The sequence below is a fragment of the Alistipes sp. i18-0019-D1 genome, assembly GCF_042852885.1.
Lineage (GTDB): Bacteria > Bacteroidota > Bacteroidia > Bacteroidales > Rikenellaceae > Alistipes.
The window spans coordinates 2,772,988-2,796,446 of sequence record NZ_AP031424.1 but is presented as its reverse complement, the minus strand read 5'-3'; the positions used below and the strand labels follow the sequence as shown (position 1 = coordinate 2,796,446).

General features: G+C 62.7%; 15 protein-coding genes. 6 read left to right on the top strand and 9 right to left on the bottom strand.

The genetic code is table 11. The features are described 5' to 3' along the window. Positions 1 to 21 precede the first annotated feature (21 nt). The 9 genes from ACGHP5_RS11735 to ACGHP5_RS11695 all read right to left on the bottom strand — a co-directional run bounded on the left by ACGHP5_RS11735 (position 22) and on the right by ACGHP5_RS11695 (position 16,055). Positions 22 to 2,241, bottom strand: coding sequence for a DUF5689 domain-containing protein (locus tag ACGHP5_RS11735; protein ID WP_390566919.1), 2,220 nt, complete (start codon positions 2,239 to 2,241; stop codon positions 22 to 24). A gap of 6 nt (positions 2,242 to 2,247) precedes the next feature. Then, a complete protein-coding gene (locus ACGHP5_RS11730) occupies positions 2,248 to 3,123 on the bottom strand; it encodes an endonuclease/exonuclease/phosphatase family protein (RefSeq protein ID WP_390566917.1) in 876 nt (291 codons plus the stop codon). An 18-nt stretch (positions 3,124 to 3,141) separates the two neighbouring features. After that, positions 3,142 to 4,896, bottom strand: coding sequence for a RagB/SusD family nutrient uptake outer membrane protein (locus tag ACGHP5_RS11725; RefSeq protein ID WP_295904173.1), 1,755 nt, complete (start codon positions 4,894 to 4,896; stop codon positions 3,142 to 3,144). Between the two features lie 13 nt (positions 4,897 to 4,909). Next, positions 4,910 to 8,305, bottom strand: coding sequence for a SusC/RagA family TonB-linked outer membrane protein (locus ACGHP5_RS11720; protein ID WP_390566915.1), 3,396 nt, complete (start codon positions 8,303 to 8,305; stop codon positions 4,910 to 4,912). A gap of 233 nt (positions 8,306 to 8,538) precedes the next feature. Next, entirely contained in the window at positions 8,539 to 9,528 is a 990-nt protein-coding gene (locus ACGHP5_RS11715; protein ID WP_390566913.1) for a FecR family protein, read from the bottom strand. Positions 9,529 to 9,601: 73 nt separating this feature from the next. After that, entirely contained in the window at positions 9,602 to 10,138 is a 537-nt protein-coding gene (locus ACGHP5_RS11710) for an RNA polymerase sigma-70 factor (RefSeq protein WP_015547610.1), read from the bottom strand. 476 nt (positions 10,139 to 10,614) lie between these two features. Further along, on the bottom strand, positions 10,615 to 11,580 hold the full coding sequence (locus ACGHP5_RS11705; RefSeq protein WP_390566911.1) for a hypothetical protein: 966 nt from the start codon (positions 11,578 to 11,580) through the stop codon (positions 10,615 to 10,617). 145 nt (positions 11,581 to 11,725) lie between these two features. After that, complete coding sequence (locus ACGHP5_RS11700) at positions 11,726 to 13,807, bottom strand: M3 family metallopeptidase (RefSeq protein WP_337772670.1); 2,082 nt, start codon at positions 13,805 to 13,807, stop codon at positions 11,726 to 11,728. A gap of 79 nt (positions 13,808 to 13,886) precedes the next feature. Beyond that, positions 13,887 to 16,055 (bottom strand): M3 family metallopeptidase, encoded by a 2,169-nt coding sequence (locus ACGHP5_RS11695; RefSeq protein WP_337772668.1) that lies wholly within the window; start codon positions 16,053 to 16,055, stop codon positions 13,887 to 13,889. A 90-nt stretch (positions 16,056 to 16,145) separates the two neighbouring features. Here ACGHP5_RS11695 and ACGHP5_RS11690 point away from each other — a divergent pair, with 90 nt between their 5' ends. The 6 genes from ACGHP5_RS11690 to ACGHP5_RS11665 are packed head-to-tail and all read left to right on the top strand — an operon-like array spanning position 16,146 to position 23,337. Then, positions 16,146 to 16,859: a 16S rRNA (uracil(1498)-N(3))-methyltransferase gene (locus tag ACGHP5_RS11690; protein ID WP_295904183.1), complete on the top strand. Its 714-nt coding sequence runs from the start codon at positions 16,146 to 16,148 to the stop codon at positions 16,857 to 16,859. 22 nt (positions 16,860 to 16,881) lie between these two features. Then, complete coding sequence (locus tag ACGHP5_RS11685; protein WP_290532434.1) at positions 16,882 to 18,870, top strand: proton-conducting transporter membrane subunit; 1,989 nt, start codon at positions 16,882 to 16,884, stop codon at positions 18,868 to 18,870. A gap of 1 nt (position 18,871) precedes the next feature. Next, a complete protein-coding gene (locus tag ACGHP5_RS11680) occupies positions 18,872 to 19,786 on the top strand; it encodes an NADH-quinone oxidoreductase subunit H (RefSeq protein ID WP_337773058.1) in 915 nt (304 codons plus the stop codon). Further along, complete coding sequence (locus tag ACGHP5_RS11675) at positions 19,783 to 20,412, top strand: hypothetical protein (RefSeq protein WP_290532436.1); 630 nt, start codon at positions 19,783 to 19,785, stop codon at positions 20,410 to 20,412. Before ACGHP5_RS11680 ends, ACGHP5_RS11675 begins: the two co-directional genes overlap by 4 nt. A gap of 4 nt (positions 20,413 to 20,416) precedes the next feature. Next, positions 20,417 to 21,817 carry a complex I subunit 5 family protein gene (locus ACGHP5_RS11670; protein ID WP_290532437.1) on the top strand — a complete coding sequence of 467 codons (1,401 nt, stop codon included), beginning with the start codon at positions 20,417 to 20,419 and terminating at the stop codon, positions 21,815 to 21,817. Beyond that, complete coding sequence (locus tag ACGHP5_RS11665) at positions 21,814 to 23,337, top strand: NADH-quinone oxidoreductase subunit C (protein ID WP_390566907.1); 1,524 nt, start codon at positions 21,814 to 21,816, stop codon at positions 23,335 to 23,337. Before ACGHP5_RS11670 ends, ACGHP5_RS11665 begins: the two co-directional genes overlap by 4 nt. The last annotated feature ends 122 nt before the right edge of the window (positions 23,338 to 23,459 follow it).

Genomic DNA, 23,459 nt, shown 5'->3' with positions numbered 1-23,459 from the left:
TTTCAATCATCGTACAATCCCCTACTTCGTCACGCAGATGTTGTCGATGAACCAGCGCGAGAACTCGCCCGAAGCGGGTTCGCTCGTGAAGCGCAGAGCCGTGGAGGCCGTCGCACCGTCGATCGTCAGCGTGAAGTTTTTGAATTTAGTGTAGGTCAGACCGCTCACGACCTTCTTCGCCGCACCGTCGATCGTGCCGCCGCCGATCACCTCGACGACCACCGACTTCAGATCGCCGTTCATGTCCTTGGCGCCGCTGTTCGAGTGTACCGAAGTGTTCTTGTAGGCCATGGCGTCGAACGAAACCCGGAGCGTTCCCGAAGCCCCGAATGCGGGTGTCAGCAGCGATCCCGCGCTGTTCGCATAGGAACCCTGAGCGACGGTCTGCGTCTCCACGAAGCCGATCTGGGCATACCCGGGACGCTGGCGGACGTTCGTACCCGACAAGCCGTTCTTCGCCCCGGCGTCCCATACCGAGATGTCGCTGCCGCAGAAATTGAGCATGCCGGCCAGCTTGTCGCCGTGGCGGTAGTCGAGTCCCGTCGTCAGGTTGTCGAACGGCTCGAAGTAGACGGCGCCGGCCGGTTTCTCGGTCGAGAACGAAGGCACTTTCTCCACGACGGCGCACGAGTGGAGGCGTATTTCGCCGCCGTTGGCCACCGTCCCGTTATTCACCGTGACCTGGTTGAACGGCGTCACGCGGATGTAGAGGGTTCCGCGGCGTTCCAGCGGAATCTGCGGCGTGATGTCGATCGTCCAGTAGAAGAAGTTCTTTCCGCTGCCCACGGACTTTCCCTGCGGGATGACGAAATGCGGTTCGTCCATCGGCGCGGGGGTGTACCAGACGACGTTGTCGTTCGAATAGGAGAGCGTCCAGTTCGCCGGGGCGGTTCCCGAGGCACTCCAGCCGAAGGAGAAGCGGAACGGTCCGTCGACCGACTCGTTGAGCGGGAAGGTGAAAAGCGCATAGTCCTTGTCTTTCCCTCCGGTCCACGACTTCATCGGCAGGTTATGGTGACCGCTGTTCTCGTTCCAGTAGCGGAATCCGAGGTTGCCGCCCGAGGAACTCAACTTGGCCGTGATGCTGGCGCCCGTGCCGTCCATGGCCGTCGCCGCCACGCCGTCGATGGAACCCGTGCCGTTCGACCCCGAGTAGAAGATGTACTTGCCGGCGCCGTTGGAGGCCGTCTTGGTCATGATCGAAAGCACGTAGGGCAGCGTGATGCCTCCGTCGAAGCGGGGCGAAGTCATCGCGATGTCGCCCGACGTGCAGGGCATCACGGCGTAAGCGCCCTCGTATATCCCGGCGATGCCGCAAAGCCTGCCGCTCCCGACGGGAACCGCGTCGATGCCGAACGTGCTGGCCTGCCGCGCGCAGAGCACGAAACGCTCGTCGTCCTGCGTCTGCACGGTGACGTTGTCGCTCAACTTCTTGTTCATGTCGCTGACCACCACCTGCACGCCGAGCGAGACGTACATCGACTCGTAATCGCCGGACATCAGCTGCTCATAGGTCACGGGAACCGCCGCGGGGGTCACCTGCGTCGTCTCCGTGCGGCTCACCCTGTCGTCCGCGGCGGGTTTCACCTCCATCACGCCGGTCCCGGGGTTCACCCCGACGACCGCCCCCTTCAGGTCGATCTCCAGCTCCTCGCCCGGCTTGCGGTAGAGCACCTCGTCGGTGCGGAGCGTAATGCCGCAGTTGGCTTTCAGGGCGCTCTGGAGCGCGATGCAGTTGTCGTAATAGTTATTGTCCTGGACGCTCGACACCACGATTCCGCGCATCTTCGCATCCTGCGTCACGGTGTAGTCTCCGTCGGCGGCCAGTTTCCGCAGGTCGGGGATCGAGAGATACCCCTCGGCCGTCGCCGAGGCCTGCACGAAGGACAGCTCCTCCGCGGCCGCGGCATTGCGCTTGGCCACAACGCGAATCGTCAGCGAACGGGAGCCGGAAGTATCGTTTTCGGCAATGGACACCGCCACGGTCGCCATGCCCGTGGCCTCGGTCCGCGAAAGTTCGGCCCACGAGGTGTCGTCGCCCGCGACGGAGATCGTCCAGTCGCAGTTGGCCTCGACGTCGAACGAGAGCGTCGTGGCGAACGACGGCGCGAGAATCGCGTGCGTGTTCAGCGCTACCCGCTGCATCGGCAGCGCCACGTCGTCCTTGCACGCTCCGGCCGCGAGCAGCAGCGCGAAGGCCGCCGCCGTCCGGAAAAAGCTATTCAAGAGTCTGTTTTTCATAATCGCTTACTTTTTGAGGTCTACCAGTACGGGAAGGTGGTCGGAGACCGTCATCACGTTGATCTCCTCGTACGAGGGCACGGCGGTGCGCAGCACCTCGTACGACGGCGAATTGCCCGTATAGACGAGCACGTAGTCGATGCGGCTCGGCGAGGTGGTGTTCACGAAGGTGTTGGCCGACGTGCTGATGATCTTCCACGATTCGAGCGCCGCAGCCGGCAGCTTCGACGTATTGAGGTCGCCCGCCAGATAGATCGGCTTGGCATAGGAGGCGTAGTTGGCGGCGATGTACTCGGTGACGATCTCGAACGACCGCTGGCGGTTCTCGTCGCTCTGGTGGCAGAAGTGCGTGGCGATGAAGATATAGTCGTCGAACTCGGCCAGGAAGAATTTGCGGGCCTCCGTGCCGGGCAGGTCGCCGGCATAGGTGGTTTTGGGAGCCACTTTGCAGAGGATGCCGATGCCGTAGTCGCCCCCGCGGTAGTCGATCGTCTTGCAGTAATAGGGCCGCATCCCCGTGCGGTCGGCCAACTCCTGCAACTGGTCGTTGGGATGCCACGTGGTGTTCTTGTCCAGCTCCTGCAGCGCGATCACGTCGGGGTCCATCAGCGAGATGACCTTGGCCGTGTTGTTGTAGTTCGCGCGGTCGGTCCCGGAGTTCTGGGTCCAGCCCTCGCAGCGGTGGGTGTTGTAGGTCGCCAGCCGCACCGAGTTGGGCAGACGGTCGTAACCCTGCCCGTCGTAGGGGTTGTCGGGAGCATTGGAGGTCATGTCCCCGAAATCGAAGTCGGAGTTGTCGCCCTCCAGCCCGGAGCAGGCCGCCCCGGCCAGCGCCAGGCAGCAGCCGGAGAAGGCGAACAGTATGAATCGCTTGATTTTCATAATCGTTCTTTTTTCAGGTTAGAAGTTCAGGCCGTCGTTCCAGCCGGGATTCTGCGTAATGGCGCCCTGGGTCAGCACCCGGTCGTCGGTGGGCACGGGATAGAGGTAGTCGCGCTCCTCGTTCCACGAACGGGTGTAATCCGTATGGATGACGATGTAGCCGCTGTCGCCCCCGCTCAAGAAGATCTCCTTGTTCAGTTCGTAGACCGCCGGGGCCGAGGTCGAAGGCTTCGAGCCGGACCAGATGCAGACGTCGTCCACGCCGTCGCCGTTGAGATCGTAAGAACCCGTGCCGGGGAAATACAGCCCCGTGAAGGGTTTTTCGAAACGCTTGCCCTCCTTCCAGCGCATGATGTCCCAGTAGCGGAGGTTCTCCATCAGCAGTTCGACGGTGCGTTCGCGGCGGATTTCGAGGATCACGCCCTTGTTGTCGCCCGTCACGTTGGCATAGCCCGTCTGCGGCGAAGCCAGATAGGGATCTGGATTGTCGTTGGCCTGCGTGAGCGAGAGGTTCGCGACGCCCGCGCGGTCGCGCAGCGGCTTGATCGCAAGGTCGATGTCTTCCTGCGTGAGAGTTCCCAGTTCGGCCTTGGCCTCGGCGTAGTTGAGCATCACCTCGGCGGCACGGAACAGCGGCAGGTCGTTCGTCGACGCGTTGTACGAATCGTACTTGGCCGACTGGAGGTACTTCACGAGCTGGTATCCGGTCATCGTCGCCGCAAGGTTCGGGGCCGACAGCGCCGTATCGTCGATGCGCTTGTACCCGGGCGTGCGGAGCGTCTGTGCGAAGCGGCCGTCCCGGTTTTTGCTCTCCTCCGAAAGCTGCATCGTCTCCCAGCCGGGCTGCGAGGTGAAGGGCGTGCCGTCCTTCATCAGATACATGTTGGCGATGTTCTTCAGCAGGCCGGGGCGTCCCATCGTGATGCTCGTGAGGTAGCCGTTGACGTCGTGCTTCAGACCGATGGCCGTGTTGTAGGCCCGGGCGAGCACGATTTCGGTGTCGAGGGCCTTGAGCGACGAAAAGAGGTTGAGATACGGCGTCGTTCCCGTCGTGTAGACCGAGTATCCGCTCTCGTCGATGAACCGCTTCGAGGCCGTCGCCGAGGCCGTGAGGTAGCTTTCCCAGCCCTCCAGCCCGTGATACTTGCGGAAGGTTCCCTCGAACAGGCAGGCACGGCTCTTGAGCGCCAGCGCCGTCCAGCGGGTCACGCGGTAGACCGACTTTTCGGCGGGCAGGTTGGCGGCGGCGAAATCGAGGTCTTCGATCACCTTCTGCATCACCATCTCGCGCGGATCGCGGCCCTTTTCGAAGAGCAGCGGATCGCTGGCGTCGATCGGACGGTCGACCCAGGGCACGTCGCCGTAATACTTCACCTTCTCGAAGTAGAACCACGCCCGGAAGAAGCGCGCCACGCCCTCGTATTCGAGCCGCACGTGCTCGTCGGTGCAGTTGGAGGAGTGTTCGAGGAAGAAGTTGATGTCGCGCAGCTTCTCCCACTTCCAGGAGTTCGCCGTCGCGGGCACGGTGCGGTTGCCCAGCACCTCGCTCGTGAGCGTGGTCTTGGCGATGATGTCGGCCGTCTCGCCGTAGATGGTCCCGGCGGCGGGGAATATCGTGTAGAAATCGTTGGTGTAGAGCTGACACTCCTCCTCCGTGCGGAAGAAGTTATCGGGTGTGAGCCTGTCTTTCGGGTAGCGGTCGAGCGCGTCCTCGCAGCTGCAAAGTCCGCACGCCGCCATACCGGTCAGTAGATAAAGAATGTATTTTTTCATAACGGCAGTCGCTTTAGAAGGTTAAGTTCAGACCCACGGAATAGGTCCTGCACCAGGGATAGACGTTCGACTTCTTGTCCGAATCGGCGGCGGCCTGCTCGGGATCGAGGAAATCGTTTTTCAGGGCGCTCCACGTGGCGAGGTTCTCGCCGCTGAAATAGACACGGCACTCCTTGATGCCGACCTTCGAGGTCAGCCGCTTGGGAATCGTGTAGCCGAGGGTGAGGTTTTTCAGCCGGCAGTAGGCCAGGTTCTGCAGGTAACGGTCGTTGGTATAGTAGGCCACGCCCTGCGTCGAGTTGAGCGACGTGTAGGCGCGGGCGCGCGGGAGGTAAGCATCGGGATTGCTCTCGCTCCACACCTGGCTCATGAAGTTCTTCGGGATGAAGGTGGCATAGGGACGGCTGTACGGACCCCAGAAGCGCAGGTTGTCCGCGCCGGGATACCAGTCGAGCCGGCCGATGCCCTGCATGAACACCGAGAGGTCGAATCCGTACCACGAAAGGTTGAGCGTGAGACCGTACTGGTAGCGGGGCGACGAGTTGCCGATCACGCGGCGGTCTCCCGGGTCTTCCAGCGTGCCCTTGCCGCCGTCGACGATGCCGCTCTCGTCCAGGTCGAGGTACTTGATGTCGCCTCCGCGGACGCCTTTTCCGTAGGCTCCCGTCGCGGAGTAATAGCCTGCGGCGACCTTCGAAAGGTCCACGCGCGAAGCATACTCGGCAGCCTCCTCGTCGTTGCGGAACAGCCCGTCGACCCTATAACCCCAGATTTCGCCGTACTTCTTGCCCACATAGGGGTCTCCGATCAGCCCCGAGGGGTTGTCGCACTTGGTGTACTTGGCCGTGTAGTCCGAGAACGACCCCGTGATGCCGTAGCTGAAGGTGCTGCCGGCGAGTTTGAACGAGTCGCGCCAGCCCAGCACCAGTTCGTACCCCTTCGTGCGGAGGTTGTTCGAGTTGACCTGCGGCTCTGCGGCTCCGTAGATCGAGGGCAGCGACTTGCCCTTGCCCAGGATGCCCTTCGTATCGCGGATGTAGAAATCGGCCGTCAGCGAGAGGCGGTTGCTGAACATGTTGAGGTCCACGCCGAGGTTCTTTGAGACGACCTTCTCCCAGGTCTGGTTGCCCGACACGGGATCGCTCACCGTGGCGTGCTGGCCGAGGATCGTACCGTCGAACGAATAGTCGCTCATCGAACCTTTGGTCGTGATGGTCTGGATGAAGTCGTAGTAACCGATCTGCTGGTTGCCGAGCGAACCGTACGAGAGCCGGATCTTGAGGTTGTCGACCGTCTTGCGCAGCGGTTCGAAGAACGCCTCCTCGCTGATGCGGTAGGCCGCCGAGAACGAGGGGAAGAAGCCGTAACGCTTGCCGCGCGGGAAGCGCGACGTGCCGTCGTAGCGTCCGTTGACTTCGGCCAGGTACTTGCCCTTGTAATCGTATGCCGCGCGGTAGAACCAGCCCATGATGGCGTATTCGTTACGGCCGCCGTTGAGCGTGAAGTTGGTCGTTCCCTTGGCCAGATTGAAGTCCGAGAGGTCCTCGGACAGCAGGCCGTCGTTGGCCGCCGTGAGGTCGCGGAAATACTTGGCCTCGTAGTTGTAACCGGCGATCAGCGTCAGATTGTGCTTCTCGCCGAAAGTCTTGTTGTAGGTTCCGTAAACGTCGGCCACATAGTAGTTCTGGTCCCAGACGACCTCCTTGTACTTGTTGGGGAAGCTGCCTTCGGGTTCGGTCATCACCTCGCCCGGATACTGCGAATACTGGACGTTGACGCTGCGGTAGTCGTTGTGGAGGTATCCCTGCGTGTAGCTGAAATCGGCCTTGACGTTGAAGTTCCTGTGCAGTTTGAACGTGGCTTCGAACGTCGTGGTGATCTCCTGCGTCTTCTTGTTGCCGAAGCTCTTGCCCTTCTGCATCATGGCGTTGTAACCGTCCATCAGGTAATGGGTCGACGACTGCGTCACCGAGGTGTGCGACACGGCGGTCCCGTCGGGATTCACCGGTACGAACGACGCCAGGGCGTGCAGCGTGGGTTTGCGGAAGTTGTTGTACTCGTCCTCGTAGCCGTAATACTTGTAGTTCGACTGGAAGAACTTGGTGTTGCTGGCGATGGTCAGCCAGGGTTTGATCTCGGCCTGGAGCTTCACGCGGAAGTTGTAGGACTTGAACATGTCCGGCTCGATGCGGTTGACGCCCTTCTGCTGGTAATAGCGTCCGCTGACCATGTAGGAGAGCGCCTTGGTTCCGCCCTTGATGTTGATGTTGTGGTCCCACGTCGGGCGGCTGTCGTCGTAGAGGTAGTTGTACCAGTCGAAGTTGGCCAGATAGACGTACTGCTGGCGGCCGTTGCGCTTGTCGGTGACGACCCACGGGCGTGCCGGGTTCTCGGTCTTGTCGTTGCGCCGCTCCCAGAGGGCCTTGTAGTCGGCCTCGGTGTAGGAGGTGTAGGGGGTATTCTGCGTGGCCATCATGAAGAAGTCGGCGATCTTGGCCGAGTAATAGCCGCGCGTCTCGTAGTCGGTCGAGGTCGTGGGGCTGGAGACGGAGAAATAGCCGTTGTACGACACTTCGGCCTTCTCGTTGTACTTGCCGCTCTTGGTGGTGATCAGGATGACGCCGAACGCGCCGCGTGCGCCGTAGATGGCGGCCGACGAGGCGTCCTTCAGGACCGTGATCGACTCGATGTCGTTCGAGTTGATGCGGTCGGGATAGGTCTCGACGCCGTCGATCAGCACCAGGGGGCTGCCGCCGTTGGGCGAGGTCGTACCGCGGATGTTGTAGGTCGCGCCGGCTCCGGGCTGTCCCGACGAGAGCTTCACGTTGAGGTTGGGGATCACGCCCTGCAGGGCGCGTCCGACGTTCGACACGGGACGGTCCTTCAGCTCCTTCTGCGACACGGTGGCCACGGCTCCCGTGAGATTGGCCTTCTTCTGCACGCCGTATCCCACCACGACCACCTCGTCGATGCTCTGCTGGGCATAGGTCAGCACCACGTCGAAGAACGTGCGGCTTCCGATTGCGGATTTGTAGGTGTCGAAGCCGATGAACGACACCTCGAGCATGGCTTCGGCCGTAAGCGCCGGGAGGGTGAGCGTGAAGCCGCCGTTCATGTCGGTCGATATGCCCCGGGTCTGCCCGGCGTCGGTCACGAGGACCGTGGCGCCGATCACGGGCGCGCCCTTTTCGTCCTTGACGACGCCCTTCACCGTCTGGCTTTGGGGCGCGGCGTCCTTGACGAGGATGATTCTCCGGTTCTCGAAACGACACGAGCAGTCGGGCAGCATCTGCCGCACCACCTCGGCCACGGGTTTGCGCACGGCCGCGACGGAGACGATCCGCTTGAGGTCGAAGTCGCCGTTATTGTAGAAAAACGTGTAATTGGTCAGTCGCTCGATCTCTTTCAAAACCTGTTCGACAGAGACGTTGTCCTTGGCGATGCTTACCGTGGGGGGGGAGTTTGCGCCCTTCCTCCCATGGTCAGTAAGAGCAATAGCAGGGCTACACCAAGGATTTTAGCTTGGATAAGTTTACGCATGGGTTTGTAATTTAGGTAATGGTCGAAATGGCCGGAACGGGTTCTGCGTTCCGGAAGTGAAAGCGGGAAAGTCCAGGTCCTTTTTACATAGGCGCGTAATTTTTAGGAATTTTTCGGTTGTTGGGGAATGATCGTTATGTGCCGCCCGGCGCAGACGTAGTCCATCTCCACGACGAGCGACATGGCTTTCAGAATCTCCTCGATGCTTTCGTTGCGGATCAGCTTGAACGACATGCGCACCTGCCGGGTCCACGCCTCGGGGGCATCGATCTCGACAGCGTACCAGCGTTCGAGGTTGGTGAGGATGTCGGCCAGCGGGGTGTCGTCGAACGACAGCGAGCCGCCCATCCACTGCGAATAGTTCTGCGTCGAAACCCGCGAGCGCGAGGCGCGCCCCTCCTTTTTGTCGAACACCAGCCTGTCGCCGGGCTTCAGCGTCACGGGCGCCGGCAGACGGCCGCCGTAGGCGCGGATGCTGCCGCTGCAAAGAATTGCCTCCGTGGTCGCGAACTCGGCGTAGTTGATCACGTCGAACTCCGTGCCGAGCACCTCGATGTTCATGTCCTCCATCCGCAGGATGAACGGACGGTCGGCATCGTGCCGGACCTTGAAGAAGCCTTCGCCGTCGAGTTCCACCACCCTGCGGCGGCCCGTCAGGTCGCCGTAATAGCGGAGCACGCTCCCGGCGTTGAGCCAGATATGCGTGCCGTCGGGCAGCACGTACTCGCCCTTGTCATGGGCCGAGGTGACGATGTTGGTTTCGATCTTCGTGCGCAGGTAGTCCTTCACCACGACGTAGTTCGTCCCGGCGGCCAGCAGCACGACGGCGGCCGCTGCCGCGACGTTGCGCCAGATGCGGCGGACACGGAACCGCTCGCCGCGGCGCATCGCCTCGTGGAGCCGTTCGAGCTTGCGTTCACGGCCTCCCGGCTCTTCGGCCCGGAGTCCGTTCCAGTAGTTTTCCAGCGCCCGCTCCTTTTCATCGCGCGAGGCGGGGTCGCGCAGCCACTCCGCGAAGCGCTGCTGCACCTCCCCGGGCATGTCGCTGCCGAGGAAGGTTTCGATAATGGTTTTTATTCGATTTACAGACATAACGATCTTTCCCGTTTCACCAATAAGACGGTTCACGCGGCCGTTACGCACGCCCGAAAGGTGAAAAAAGTTTTTAGAAGAAAAACAGGATCAGCGTGACGAGTTTGCGCAGTTCGGACAAGGCCCTCGAAATCTGATTTTCGACGGTGCGCGTGGAGATGCCAAGACGCCGGGCGATTTCATCGTTGGCGATGCCCTCCTCACGGCTCATGCGGAAGATGCGCTGCCGCTGCCCGGGCATCTTCTCCACCGCCAGCTGAATCAGCAGCAGCAGATCGCGGTTGTCCACGTCCGGAAGTTCGTATTCGGGCAGCAGATTGGTCTGCCGGGCGAAGTTGGTCCGCACCGCGCGGCTGTCGAAACGGTCGTATACGGCATTGCGGGCCATGCGGAACAGGTAGGAGCCGAAGGCCGTGACGCCGGCCATCGTGCTGCGGTTCTGCCAGATTTTCAGGAACAGGTCGTGGGTGATGTCCTCGGCCTCTGCCCGGTTCTTGAGCATGCGGCACAGAAACTCCTCGGTCTTCGCCGCATACCTCATGTAGAGGGCGTCGAACGACGCGCGGTCGCCGCGGGCAAGTTTTTCGAGCAGTGTTCTTTCGTCTTCCATGGGAAATAGCCGGTATGAACGGGGACGGGGTAAAAGTAGTAATTTTTTACTACTTCGTCGCGGCCCGTGCAAAATTTAGTCGTTTTTTCATTTCTGCGGCGGGCGGAAGCAGCGTTTCGGATTCCAGACGCCGGAGGCCTTTCGTTTCGATAATCGAAACGCCGCCTCCCGAAATAACCGATTATCGAAACCGGAACGGCGATAATCCGTTCGATACACGAAATTAGAACATCGTATTTCGGATTGTTTCGATTTTCGTCTTGGTTCGTCCGCCGAAATGGCGTACGTTTGTATCAGTTCCGAAAGGGGCTATGAAGAATTCAGTTTGCATGTAGTGACGCCCACAGAAGTTGGAAGGATTGCTTGACAGTGACGCAACTATGTTCCGCACATCCGGAGGCTTCGAGGGGAGGGTTGTGAAACCCTCCCCTTTCCTTTCGTGCCCGCCGGAGAGACTCCGCATCGGGAACGGGGCGTCAGCCCAGCTGGGCGACGATCTCGCGCTGACGCTTGAAATAGTGGATGCGCCGCAGCTCTCCGCTGCCGGATATGAGCGTCGAAAACCGGCTCTGGGTCTTGATCCATTTCTTCACGTATTCGTACATCAGCGGATCGGGCGTCCGCAGTCCGTTCAGCGAGAACATTCCGATGTTCACGGCCTGGTGTCTGCTGGTCGTGACATAGCTGTACGACGACTCGAGGTCGATGTCCGAAAGATAGAGGAAGATCCTGTTGCCGTTCTCGAACTCCCCCTTGACCGCCACCGTCTCCATCTCGTCGAGCATGGCGAAGAGTTCGTCCCGGAGCACGCGAACGCTCTCCTGCGAAATCAGGTGCATCTCCCGGTAGGCGCGCAGGGCGTTAAGCCAGTGCTTGAAATTGCTGTCGTCGAAGATCAGGTAGGTCGTCGCGACCGACTGCACCCACTTGACGTACTCCCGGCAGTTGCGCTGCAATTCCCCGGGGAGTTTCAGCTCCTCGAAGGTCCTCACGGCAGGGTTGCCCACTTCGTGCTGGTAAAGCCATTTGAAGAGCTTGAAGCGGTTCAGGCTGTCGTATTTGCCGTAGAACTCGGCAGGCAGCGAATTGGTCGCCGTGGCAAATTCGGTCGTGGGGTCGGACGCCACCTCGCGCATAAAGGCGATGTCGCGCTCCAGAATCTCGTTATAGGTTTCGAGCGGCGCCGTGAACTCCTTGAACTTGAGCTGGAACGACAGCTTGTCCGTAGCCGCCAGCCCCACCACCCGGTCGAGCGAAAAGTGCATCCGCGCGCACAGCACGCTGGCTTCTCCGAAAGTGAACGGCACTTCGCCGCGCAGCCTCCGGTAGGCGGCCTCGCGGCCTATATTCAGCATGTCCATCAGCAGTGAAGCCGGATTCGAATGCTGCGGCGTATGCGCATGGATCGCCTCGATCAATGCGGCATTCGATTTTTCAAGCATAGGCGTAGTCAACAAAAAAATTCTCTTCCCAAGCTGCAAAGATACGAAAAATAAATCGGAAACCGCAATCTGCGGTTCCGGACCCCGGGATACGAAAAGAGGAGGGCCAGCGGCGGCCCTCCTCCGGAATCGGCGAACAGATCGCCTATTTTCCCAGACCCATCTTTTCGATGAGAGCCTTGGTTTCGGGCTTGTGGCCGCGGAAACGCACGTAGAGTTCCATCGGATGCTCCGTGCCGCCCTTCGAGAGGACGTTCTCGCGGAACGACGAGGCCACCTCGCGGTTGAAGATGCCCTTCTCCTTGAAGAGCGAGAAGGCGTCGGCCTCGAGCACCTCGGCCCACTTGTAACCGTAGTATCCGGCGGCGTAACCGCCCGAGAAGATGTGGCCGAAGGCCGGGGCCATCGCCGTTCCGGGAACGACGGGCAGCACCTGCGTCGGGGCCATCGAGACGGCTTCGAACTGCTCCACGTCGCCCTCGAACGGCTCGGTGAGCGTATGCCATGCCATGTCGGTCATGCCGAACGACAGCTGACGCACGTTGGCGTAGGCCGCCAGATAGTTCTGCGCAGCGACGATGCGGTCGACGATCTCGGCGGGCATCGGCTCGCCGGTCTCGTAGTGCACGGCCCACAGGTCGAGGAACTCCTTCTCGGTCGCCCAGTTCTCCATCAGCTGCGAGGGCAGTTCCACGAAGTCGCGGTAGACGTTCGTGCCGGTCTGCGACTCGTACTTGCCCTCGCCCAGCATGCCGTGCAGGGCGTGTCCGAATTCGTGGAGGAAGGTCTCCAGCTCGTCGAACGTCAGCAGCGACGGAGCCGTTTCGGTGGGCTTGGTGAAGTTCATCACCAGCGACACCAGCGGACGGGTCTCCTTGCCGTCCTCGATCTTCGTGCCGCGGAACTCGGTCATCCACGCCCCCGAACGCTTCGACTCGCGGGGGAAGAAGTCGAGATAGAGGACCGCCATGAAGCGTCCGTCGGCGTCCGTCACGTCGTAGGCCGTCACGTCGGGATGGTACGCCTCGATCTTGTCGTTGGGCGTGAAGTTCAGCCCGTAGAGTTTGTTGGCCAGCATGAAGACGCCCTTCTTCACGTTCTCGAGTTTCAGGTAGGGCTTCACCAGTTCGTCGTTCAGGGCGTATTTCTCATCCTTGTATTTCTCGGTGTAGTAGGACCAGTCCCAGGGCATCAGCTGCCCCTTGAAACCGAGCGAAGCGGCGTAATCGCTCACCGTGCGGTAGTCGGCGTCGGCATAGGACTTGGTCTCGGCCAGCAGCTCCGCGAGGAAGTCGTTGACCGTTTTCGTGTTCTCGGCCATGCGGCGTTCGAGCACGTAATCGGCATAACACTTGTAGCCCAGCAGGTTGGCGATCTTCAGACGCGTATTGGCGATTTTCTTCACGATCTGGGTGTTGTCGAACTCGCCTCCCAGCGCTCTCGAATTGCTGGCTTTCCAGAGTTTCTCCTTCAGTTCGCGGTTCGACGAGTAGGTCATGAACGGCAGGTAGCTGGGATGTTGCAGCGTCACGGTCCACCCCTTCTCGCCGCGGGCCTTGGCCTCGGCGGCCATGCCCTCCTTCACGAAGGCGGGCAGTTCGGCCACCACCTTCGGATCGGTGATGTTGAGCGTGAAGGCGTTGGTCGCGGCCAGCGCGTTCTGCCCGAACTGGAGCGTCAGCCCCGAGAGTTCGGAGGTGTACTTGCGGTAAAGTTCCTTGTCGGCGTCGGAAAGAGCCGCACCGTTGCGTGCGAAACTCTGATAGGTGTCCTCCAGCAGTTTCTTGTCCTCTTTGCGGAGTCGTCCCGGATGCTCGTAGACCTGTTTCACCCGGGCGAACAGCTCGGGGTTGAGCGAAATGTCGTTCGACAGTTCGGTCAGCTTGGGCTGCACGCGCTGGGCGATCTCCTGCATTTCGTCCGACGTGTCGGCTTCGAGCAGATTGAAGAAAAGCCCCGCGATGCGGTTGAGCAGCTCGCCCTGACGCTCCAGCGCCACGATCGTATTGCCGAACGTAGGCTTCTTGGGGTTGTTCACGATCGCGTCGATCTCGGCGCGCGAGCAGGCGATCGCGGCGTCGAACGCCGGTTCGTAGTCCGCGAGTTCGATCTCGGAGAACGGCGGAGTCTCGTGGGGCGTGTTCCACGCCGCGAGGAGGGGATTCGACAGATCGAGTTCGGGCAGCTGCGCCTTGGGAACCGAATTGTCGGCGCAGCCTGCGGCCATAGCGGAAAATGCCATAATAACCAGTGCTTTTTTCATTTTATGTCAAATTATGCGGTTTCTTTTTCGATGGGTGCGAGTTTCAGTTTTCCCGGGCGGCGGCCGTTTCGGCGGCGGTCGCAGCGTCTTCGGCGGCCGGCTCGGGTTCATTCAGGAGGCCGCGGCCGCGGAGCATCGCCCGCTTGTCGGGGTCCTTGCCGCGGAAGTCGCGGTACATGGTCATGCCGTCCTCCGAGCCGCCTCGGGCGAGTATCTTGCGGCGGAAGTCGCCGGCGATCTTCTTGTTGAACAGGTCGCCGCTCTCGCGGAAGGCCTCGAAGGCGTCCTTGTCGAGCACCTCGGCCCACGTATAGAAATAGTAGCCCGCGGAGTAGCCGCCGTCGAAGATGTGCGAGAAATAGGGATAGCGGTAACGCGGCTCGATCTGCGAGATCAGTCCGCGTTTTTCGGTCAGCGCCTCGCGCTCGAACGCCATCGGGTCGAACGGCTCGTATTCGGTGATCGAATGGATGTCCATGTCCGAAAGCGACGCGGCGATCAGTTCGGTGGTCATGAAACCCTGGTTGAAAAGTTCGCTGCGGCGCAGTTTGTCGACGAGGTATTTCGGAATCACCTCGTTCGAACGGTAATGCACGGCATACTGTTTCAGCACCTCGGGGTCGAACGCCCAGTTCTCCATCAGCTGCGAGGGCAGCTCCACGAAATCGCCCTCGACCTCCGTGAGTCCGCGGTACTTCACGTCGTGGAACAGGAAGTGGAGCGCATGTCCGAACTCATGGAACAGCGTCTCGGTCTCGTCGAGGGTCAGCAGCGCGGGATTGCCTCCCGCCGGACGCGTGAAGTTGCAGACGATCGACACCACGGGCGCCACGCGTTTTCCGTCCTCATAGGTCTGCTCCACGTAGTTGCCGCACCACGCGCCCTGGCTCTTGCCGTCGCGCGGGAAGTAGTCGAAATAGAGCACGCCCAGGTGCGACTGGTCGACGTCGAGCACCTCGTAAGCGACCGCCTCGGGGTGGTACAGCGGCACGACGATCGGGCGGAAAGTGATGCCGTAGAGCCTGTTGGCGAGGAAAAAGATGCCTCCCTGCACGTTCTCCAGCGAGAAATAGGGCCGCAGCATCTCCTCGTCGAGGGCATATTTCTGCTTGCGGACCTTCTCGGCGTAATACCACCAGTCCCACGACGCGAACTCTCCCTCGGGGAAATCCTTCCGGAACAGCTCCTCCATCTCGGCCAGCTCGCCCTTGGCGCTTTCGAGCGCCGGGGTCCAGATCTCCTCCAGCAGGTCGTACACGGCGCCGGTCGTTCCGGCCATCTGGTCGTCCACGACGTAGGCGGCATACGAGGGATAGCCCAGCAGGCGGGCCTTCTCCGTGCGCAGACGGATGAAATCGTTGATCAGCTGTTTGTTGTCATACTCATCGCCGTTGTTGCAGCGGTTGAGGTAGGCCTTGTAAATCTGCTCGCGCAGGTCGCGTTTCGACGAGTAGGTCAGAAACGGGATCAGGCTGGGCTTGTGCAGCGTAAAGACGTATTTGCCTTTCCGGCCCATCGCCTCGGCCTTTTCGCGGGCCAGGTCGCGGGCCGTGACCGGAATGCCGTCCAGGTCGGACGAGGCGAGTTCCAGCGTAAAGTTGTTGTTCTCGGCGAGGATGTTCTGCCCGAACTTCACGGCCGTGAGCGACAGTTCCTCGTTAATCGCCTTCAGACGCGCCTTCTGCCCGGCGTCGAGCAGCGCTCCGGCGCGCACGAAATCCCGGTAGGTCTTCTCCAGCAGACGGCTCTGCTCGGCGTCGAGTCCCAGCGCGGCACGCTGGTCGTAGACGGCCTTGATCCGCTCGAAAAGTTTCCCGTTGAGACGGATTTTGTCGGCGTGGGCCGCCATCCGGGGCATTATCTGCTCCTCCAGCACCTGCATTTCGGGGGTGTTCTCCGCGGCGCAGAGCATCCCGAAGATCAGCTCGACCTGCGAAAGCATCTTTCCCGAAGCGTCGTAGGCGAGGATGACGTTCTCGAACGTCGGCGCGTCGTTGTTCGACGTGATGGCGTCGATCTCGGCCTCGTGCAGCGACATGCCGCGTTCGAGCGCGGGCAGGAAGTGCGCCGGCTCGATCTTGTCGAAGGGCGGCACGCCGTAGGGGGTCTCCCATTCGGCGAAAAAGGGATTTTCACCCACGGTTTTCCCGGACTTGCAGGATACGAATGTCATGGCCAGAAAAAGTGTTAATAAAGCAGTGATACGTTTCATCGATCGTGTTATTTTAGTAACTTTGTCGCGCATTATTCGACAAAGTTACAATAAAAATCTGTAAATAAAATAAATAATACGTCTCCAATCATGCAACTCTTTTACGCGCCGGACATCGTCCCCCCGCTCCATACGCTGAGCGAGGAGGAGTCGAAACACTGCATCCGCGTACTGCGGCTCCAGCGCGGCGGGCGCATCCATATAACTGACGGACGGGGCAATTTATTTTGTTGCGAAATCACCGACGACAATCCCCGGCGCTGTACCGTGCGGGTCGTCAGCGCCGAAGCCTGCTTCGAAAAACTGCCCTACGCGCTGACGATGGCCGTCGCGCCGACCAAAAATTCGGACCGTTTCGAGTGGTTTTTGGAAAAAGCCACCGAGGTGGGCGTCACGGCCGTCGTTCCGCTGGAAACGGAACACAGCGAACGCCGGGTCTTCAAGCCCGAGCGGGGCGAGAAGGTCGTCACCGCGGCGCTGAAACAGTCGCTCAAGGCCTACCGCCCCGTGTTGCACCCGCTCACGCCCTTCCGCCAAGCGGTGCTGTCGGCCCCCGAGGGGCGGAAATTCATCGCCCACTGCGCCCCTGCGCAGTCGTCGGCCGGGAAGGCATACCTGGCCCGCACGCTCCGTCCGGGCGAGACGGCCACGGTCTTCATCGGCCCCGAGGGCGACTTCTCGCCGGGCGAAATCGCCTTCGCGCTGGCCAGCGGTTTCGAAGAGATCACCCTCGGACAGCAGCGCCTGCGCACCGAGACCGCGGCCCTCGCGGCGGTGGTCATGGCAGCGGTGGTCAACGGTTAGGAATGCAATAAAACTCTGAAATATGTTTTTTCTCTACCTGCTAATCGCTTTGACAGCGGTGGCGGCGGCCATTTTCGCCGCGCCGCTGCGGCACAAAGTCTGGACAGCCCTGGCCCTCACGGCCGCCGGCGCCCTGTGGTGCTCGGCGCGCGCCGTCGGGGTGCTTGCCGGAGCGGGCAGCGCCCCCGTGTGGTCGATCCCCGGCACGCTTTTCGGCGGCGACACCGGCTCGATGGACGGGCTTTCGGCGCTGTTCGTCATCATCATCTCGGTCGGCGCCGTCGCCGCCGTGCTCTACTCGCGGGGCTACCTGGCCCACTGCCTCGCGGAGAAATCCCCGGCCCACATCTCGCTGCACTACACGGCGCTGGTGGCGATGTTCTACGCCATGCTGGGCGTGGTCCTTTCGGACGGAGGCTTCTCGTTCCTCTTTTTCTGGGAGCTGATGACCGTGGCGTCGTTCCTGCTGATCCTCTTCGACGCCCAGCGGCGCGAGGTCCGGCGCGCGGCGCTCTCCTACCTGATCATGATGCACATCGGCTTCGTGCTGCTCGTCATCGGCTTCGTACGGCTCGACGCGGCCTGCGGCGCCGCCACGTTCGGCGCGCTGGGCGACTACTTCCGCACGCAGCCCGGCCTGCCGCTGCTGCTGGTGTTCCTGGCGGGCTTCGGCATGAAGGCGGGACTTTTCCCGATGCACGTCTGGCTCCCGGAGGCGCACCCCGCGGCCCCGTCGCACGTCTCGGCCCTGATGTCGGGCGTGATGATCAAGACGGGCGTCTACGGCATCCTGCGCGTGACGGCCGCGCTGGGCGAACAACCCCTCCTGCACACCGCCGGAGTGATCCTGCTCGCATCGGGCGTCGTCACGGGGCTGTGGGGCGTGATCCTCGCGGCCGTGCAGAACGACGTGAAACGCCTCCTGGCCTACTCCTCGATCGAGAACGTCGGCGTCATCCTCATCGGACTCGGCGTCGCCGCGCTGGGCAAATCCTCGGGCAACCAGCTCGTCGCGCTGTGCGGCGTCACGGGCGCCCTGCTGCACACGCTCAACCACTCGCTGTTCAAGAGCCTGCTCTTTTTCGGCGCGGGCAACATCCTCTCGCAGACCCGCTCGACGTCGCTCGACGCGCTGGGCGGACTTGCGAAGCACATGCCCCTCACGGCGATCCTCTTCCTCACGGGCACGGCGGCCATCTGCGCCCTGCCGCCCCTCAACGGCTTCGTCTCCGAACTGCTGATCTATCTCGGGATGCTCGACGGCATCGCCTCGGGCAGCAACACCCTGGCTTCCGCCGCCGGACTGGCCGCGCTGGCACTGATCGGCGGACTCGTCGTCCTGGCCTTCACCAAACTCTACGGCACGGTCTTCCTCGGCTCGCCCCGCACCCACGAGGTCGCCGAGTCGTCCGAGGCCGACGCCTTCCGCATCGCGGCGATGGCCCTGCCGCTCGCAGGCATCCTGTTCGTGGGGCTGTTTCCGCGGGCGGCCGTCTCGGCCGTGACCCGTGCCGCGGGTTTCTTCCTCCGCACCCCGGCCGATGCCGCCGACTGGCTGCTCTCGCCGCCGCTCGCCGCCGCGGGACGCACGGCCTGGCTCCTGATCGCCGTCGTGGCCCTGCTGCTGTGGCTCCGCCGCCGCACGCTGCGCACGCGCACCGTCGCCAAAGGTCCCACGTGGGGCTGCGGCTTCACGGCGCCGAACGTCCGGATGCAGTACACGGGCGAATCCTTCTCCGAAGGGCTTCAATCCATCGCCACGTCGCTGACCCAGAACAGCGGCCAGGGCTCCCCCGTGGGCAAGGGCGAGATCTTCCCCGCGGCCCACTCGTTCGACATCGGCCACCGCGACCGCATCGGCCGGCTGTTCGCCGCCTGGTGGGTCGAGCTGCTGCGCGTGATCAACCAGCGCGTGATGCGCCTGCGCACGGGCAAAATCAACCATTACATCCTTTTCGCACTGGCTTTCCTGGGGCTGGTGTTCCTGTTGTCGGTATTTAACGTGATTTAAGATGGCAGCACTCAACACACTCCTTCTTCTGCTGGCGGCCCTGGCGATTCCGGGACTGATCAACCGCACCCGCGCGCTGCTCGCGGGCCGCAAGGGCATCCGCTTCGCCCAACACCTCTACGACGTGCGCCTGCTGCTGCGCAAGGGCGCCGTCTACTCCCCCACGACGACCGCCGTGTTCCGCGCGGCCCCGTCCGTCACGCTCGGCACGGCCCTCGTCGCCGCGCTGTTCATCCCCGTGGGCGACCTTCGCCCCGTGCTGTCGTTCGACGGCGATCTGGTCGCCTTCGCCTACCTCCTGGCCCTGGGCCGCGTGGCCCTCATCCTCGCGGCGATGGACACCGGAAGTTCGTTCGAGGGCATGGGCGCCAGCCGCGAAGCCCTGTACGGCGCGCTGGTCGAACCGGCGCTGATGCTCGTCTTCGGCACGCTGGCCCTGCTGTCGGGCTACACCTCCTTCGCCGCGATCTTTTCGGGCGACGCCGTGAACGGGGTGCAGTTGGTCGTGGTGCTGCTGCTGGCGGCCTACGTACTCGTGAAGATCGTCTTCACCGAGGCCGGGCGCGTGCCGGTCGACGACCCCCGCACGCACCTCGAGCTGACGATGATCCACGAGGTGATGTGCCTCGACTACTGCGGCGTCGACCTGGCCTACATCAAGATCGGCGGATGGCTCAAGACCGCCGCGCTGTCGGTGCTCGCCGCCGACGCCGTCGCCGCGACCTGCTGCCCCCGCTGGTGGGCGGCGGCCCCGCTCGCGGTGCTCGTCACGGGGCTTTCGGTGGGCATCGTCGAATCGACCCAGGCCCGCAACAAACTCGCCCGCAACACCACCTTCATCCTCACCGTCGCGGCACTGGCCGTCCTCGTGTTCTTCACGGGCTACCTGCTGCAACTTAACATCGGTCTGCAATGATACTTCCGCTGATCATCCTCTACGTCGTGACGCTCGTCTACCTGGCCATCACCGAGCGTTTCCGCACTTTCGCTTCGCTGATCGGCCTCCAGGGGTGGCTGCTGTTCGCCGTCGCCCTGGTGCGGCTGCACGCCATCAACCCCGCCGAACTGGCCTTCATCTGCCTCGAAACCCTGCTTTTCAAGGGTATCCTCGTTCCGGGACTGCTTTTCGCCGTCATCCGCCGCACGAAGATCAACCGCGTCTGGCGCTCCGGCTCCACGCAGTCCGGATCGCTGCTGCTGTCGCTCGTGGCGCTGGCCGTGAGCGCCTCGGTCACCTATTACATCGCCGACACGACCATCGACCTGGTGTTCTTCGGCGTGGCCTTCTACTCGCTGCTGAGCGGACTGATCCTGATCGTCATGCGCCGCCGGATCTTCTCCCACATGGTCGGCTTTCTGGTCATCGAAAACGGCGTGTTCCTCTTTTCGACGGCCATCGGCGTCGAGATGCCGCTGCTGATCAACTTCGCCATCCTGCTCGACATCCTCATCTCGGTGCTGATGCTGGGCATCTTCTTCACCAAGATCGACGGCAAGCTCCACGCCGACGACGCCGATTCACTCACCAACGTAAAGGACTGACGCCATGATCTGCTACCTCATTTTCAGCGTCCTCATCGCGGCGGCGGCCTTCACGGCCCGCCGCCGGAGCCTGCTGCGCCTCACGGGCGCGGCCTTCTACGCCGTACAGGCGGCCTTCGCCGTTCGGATCGTCGCCGGAGGGCTTTACGGCGAAACCTCGGCCGTGTGGTTCGCCTTCGACGCCGCGGGCACGCTCTTCTACTGCCTGCTCTGCATCGTCTCCGCCTTTGCCTTCTTCCACTCGAAGGCCAGCCTCCACGACTGCGACCTGCGCCAGACCCGCACCTACGCGGGCCTGCTGATGCTCCTGACCACAGCCATAGCAGGAGCCTATTTCGCCTCGAACCTCGCCGTGACGTGGATCTTCCTCGAAGCCACCACGCTCTGCTCGGCGGGCATCGTCTACCACCGCCGCACGGCGCAGGCGCTGGAAGCGGCTTGGAAATACGTCTTCGTCTGCTCGACGGGCATCGCCATGGCCTACCTGGGCATCCTGCTGCTGGCCGCCGCCACCGACTGCGAGTCGCTCGACTACGCCACCGTCGCCGCAGCGGCCCCGGGCGGCAGCGCTCTCTACCTGAAGACGGCCTTCCTGCTGATCCTCTGCGGTTACAGCTGCAAGGCCGAGCTGTTCCCGCTCTACACCGTGGGCGTCGACGCCAATTTCGCCGCCCCGGCCCCGGCCTCGGCCTTGATCTCCACGGGACTGGTCAACGCCGGGTTCCTGGCGCTGCTGCGGGTCTACAAGGTGCTCTCGGCCACGGAGGTCTTCCCGTGGGTGCGCTCCGTGCTACTGCTCGTCGGCGTGCTGTCGCTGGTGGTCGGCGCGCTGTTCCTACGCCGCACCAACAACTACAAACGCTTCCTCTCCTACTCCACGGTCGAGAACATGGGCATCGCGGCCATCGGGCTGGGCATCGGGGGCATCGGGGTCTGGGCCGCCGTGTTCCACGTCGTCTGCCATACGCTCATCAAGAGTAGCCTGTTCCTGCAAATCGCCGTCGTGCGGCAGGTCTACGGCAACTACCGCATCAACCGCATCGGCGACTACATCCACATCAATCGCGTGGGGGCCGTGGGGCTGCTCACGGGAATGGTCGTGCTGGTGGCCTTCCCGCCCTCGCCGCTGTTCCTCTCCGAACTGATGATCCTCAAGCAAACCATCGCCGACGGCCGCTGGTGGCTCGTCACGGGCATCATGCTGCTACTGTGCCTGGTCATCTACTTCTTCTGCTCGCGCCTGCTGCGCCTCTGCTACCAGCCCCGGCAGGACGAACTGCACCCCTCGGCGACCGACCGCGCACTGTCGTGGTCGGCGCTGTCGCTGCTCGCCGCCGCCATCGGCCTGGGGCTTTGGCAGCCCGCATTTTTCCGGGAACTGATCGACCGAATCGCATCGCTATGAATTATTACATAACCGACAACACCGGCGCCTCCGTCGCGCTGAACGACATCCCCGAAGTCTCCTATGCCGCCCTCTACGAGGACCTTCGCGTAAAACTCTCCGAGGCGCGCTACCACGTAGCCCACTATTTCGCCCTTCCGTCGGGCGGGAGCATGCGCTTCTTCCTGCTGCTGCTCGACGACGCCGAGCACCGCGTGCTGATCACTTCGCACACCACGGACTACTACGACGAGACGGCGCTCCCGTCGCTCACGGCCCTGCACCCGCAGATGCACCCCTTCGAGCGCGACATCTCGGAACGCTACGGCATCCGCTTCGACGGCATGCCGTGGCCCAAGCCGCTGCGGTTCCCCGCCGGGCGTTACGACCGCCGCAGTTCGATCGAGAACTACCCCTTCTACACGATGGAGGGACGTTCGCTGCACGAAGTCAACGTCGGGCCGATCCACGCGGGCATCATCGAGCCGGGGGCCTTCCGCTTCATCTGCAACGGCGAACAGGTCCTGCACCTTGAAATCGCGCTGGGCTACCAGCACCGGGGCGTCGAGGCGGCCTTCGAAACGACCGCGAACCGTCTGCGGCAGATGTGCCTCGCGGAATCCGTCGCCGGGGACAGCGCCGTGGCGCACGCCACGGCCTTCGCCCGGGCCGTCGAGAGACTCGCCGGCCGCGAAGTCCCGGCGGCGCTGGAGTGCGAACGCGCCGCGGCCCTCGAACTCGAACGCATGGCCATGCAGATCGCCGACACGGGCGCCCTCTGCATGGACGTGGGCTACCAGCTGGGACAGGTAGCCTCGGAGGCCCTGCGCACCATGACCATCAACACCACGCAGGCGTGGTGCGGCAACCGCTTCGGCAAGGGGCTGATCCGCCCCCTGGGAACCGACCACCTGCTGACGGCCGAAAAGGCGGCAATGATCCGCCGCAACGTGCGCGAGATCGCCCGCCGTTACGACGAGGTGCGCCGCGACATCAAATCGTCGCCCTCGCTGCTGGCTCGCTTCGAGCAGTGCGGCATCGTCCCGCGCGACGAGATGCAGCGCATCGGCGGCGTGGGCCAGGCGGCCCGCGCGAGCGGTCTGGCCCGCGACATCCGCACGTCGCACCCCTGGGGCGTCTTCGCCGGAGCGCTGCGCCACGAAAGCGTCGTCCGAACGCAGGGCGACGTGATGGCCCGGCTGATGGTGCGCTGCCGCGAGGTGCTACAATCGGCCGGATACGTCGACCGCCTGCTCGACCTCCCCGGACAGGAATACGCCAACGCCGGAAACCCGCGCCCGGACTACGCGGCGCCGCTGGCCCCCTCGTCGCTCGCGTTCGGGCTGGTCGAGGGGTGGCGCGGCGAGACCTGCCACGTCCTCCTGACCGACGCCGAAGGCCGCATCGCCGCCGCCCGCATCAAGGACCCGAGCCTCCACAACTGGCTGGCGCTGGCCCTTGCCGTGCGCGGCGAAGGGATCTCGGACTTCCCGATCTGCAACAAGAGTTTCAATCTCTCCTACTGCGGTCATGACCTGTAACCGGGTCGTTCAGCCCCCGCCAGGTCCCGGCCCGCAGCGTACCGCCGCGTTTGCAAGTCTGCCCCCCGCTTCGGCGGGGGCTTAACATACGGGCGAACCACTTCGGCCTTTCTTTTGCTCAA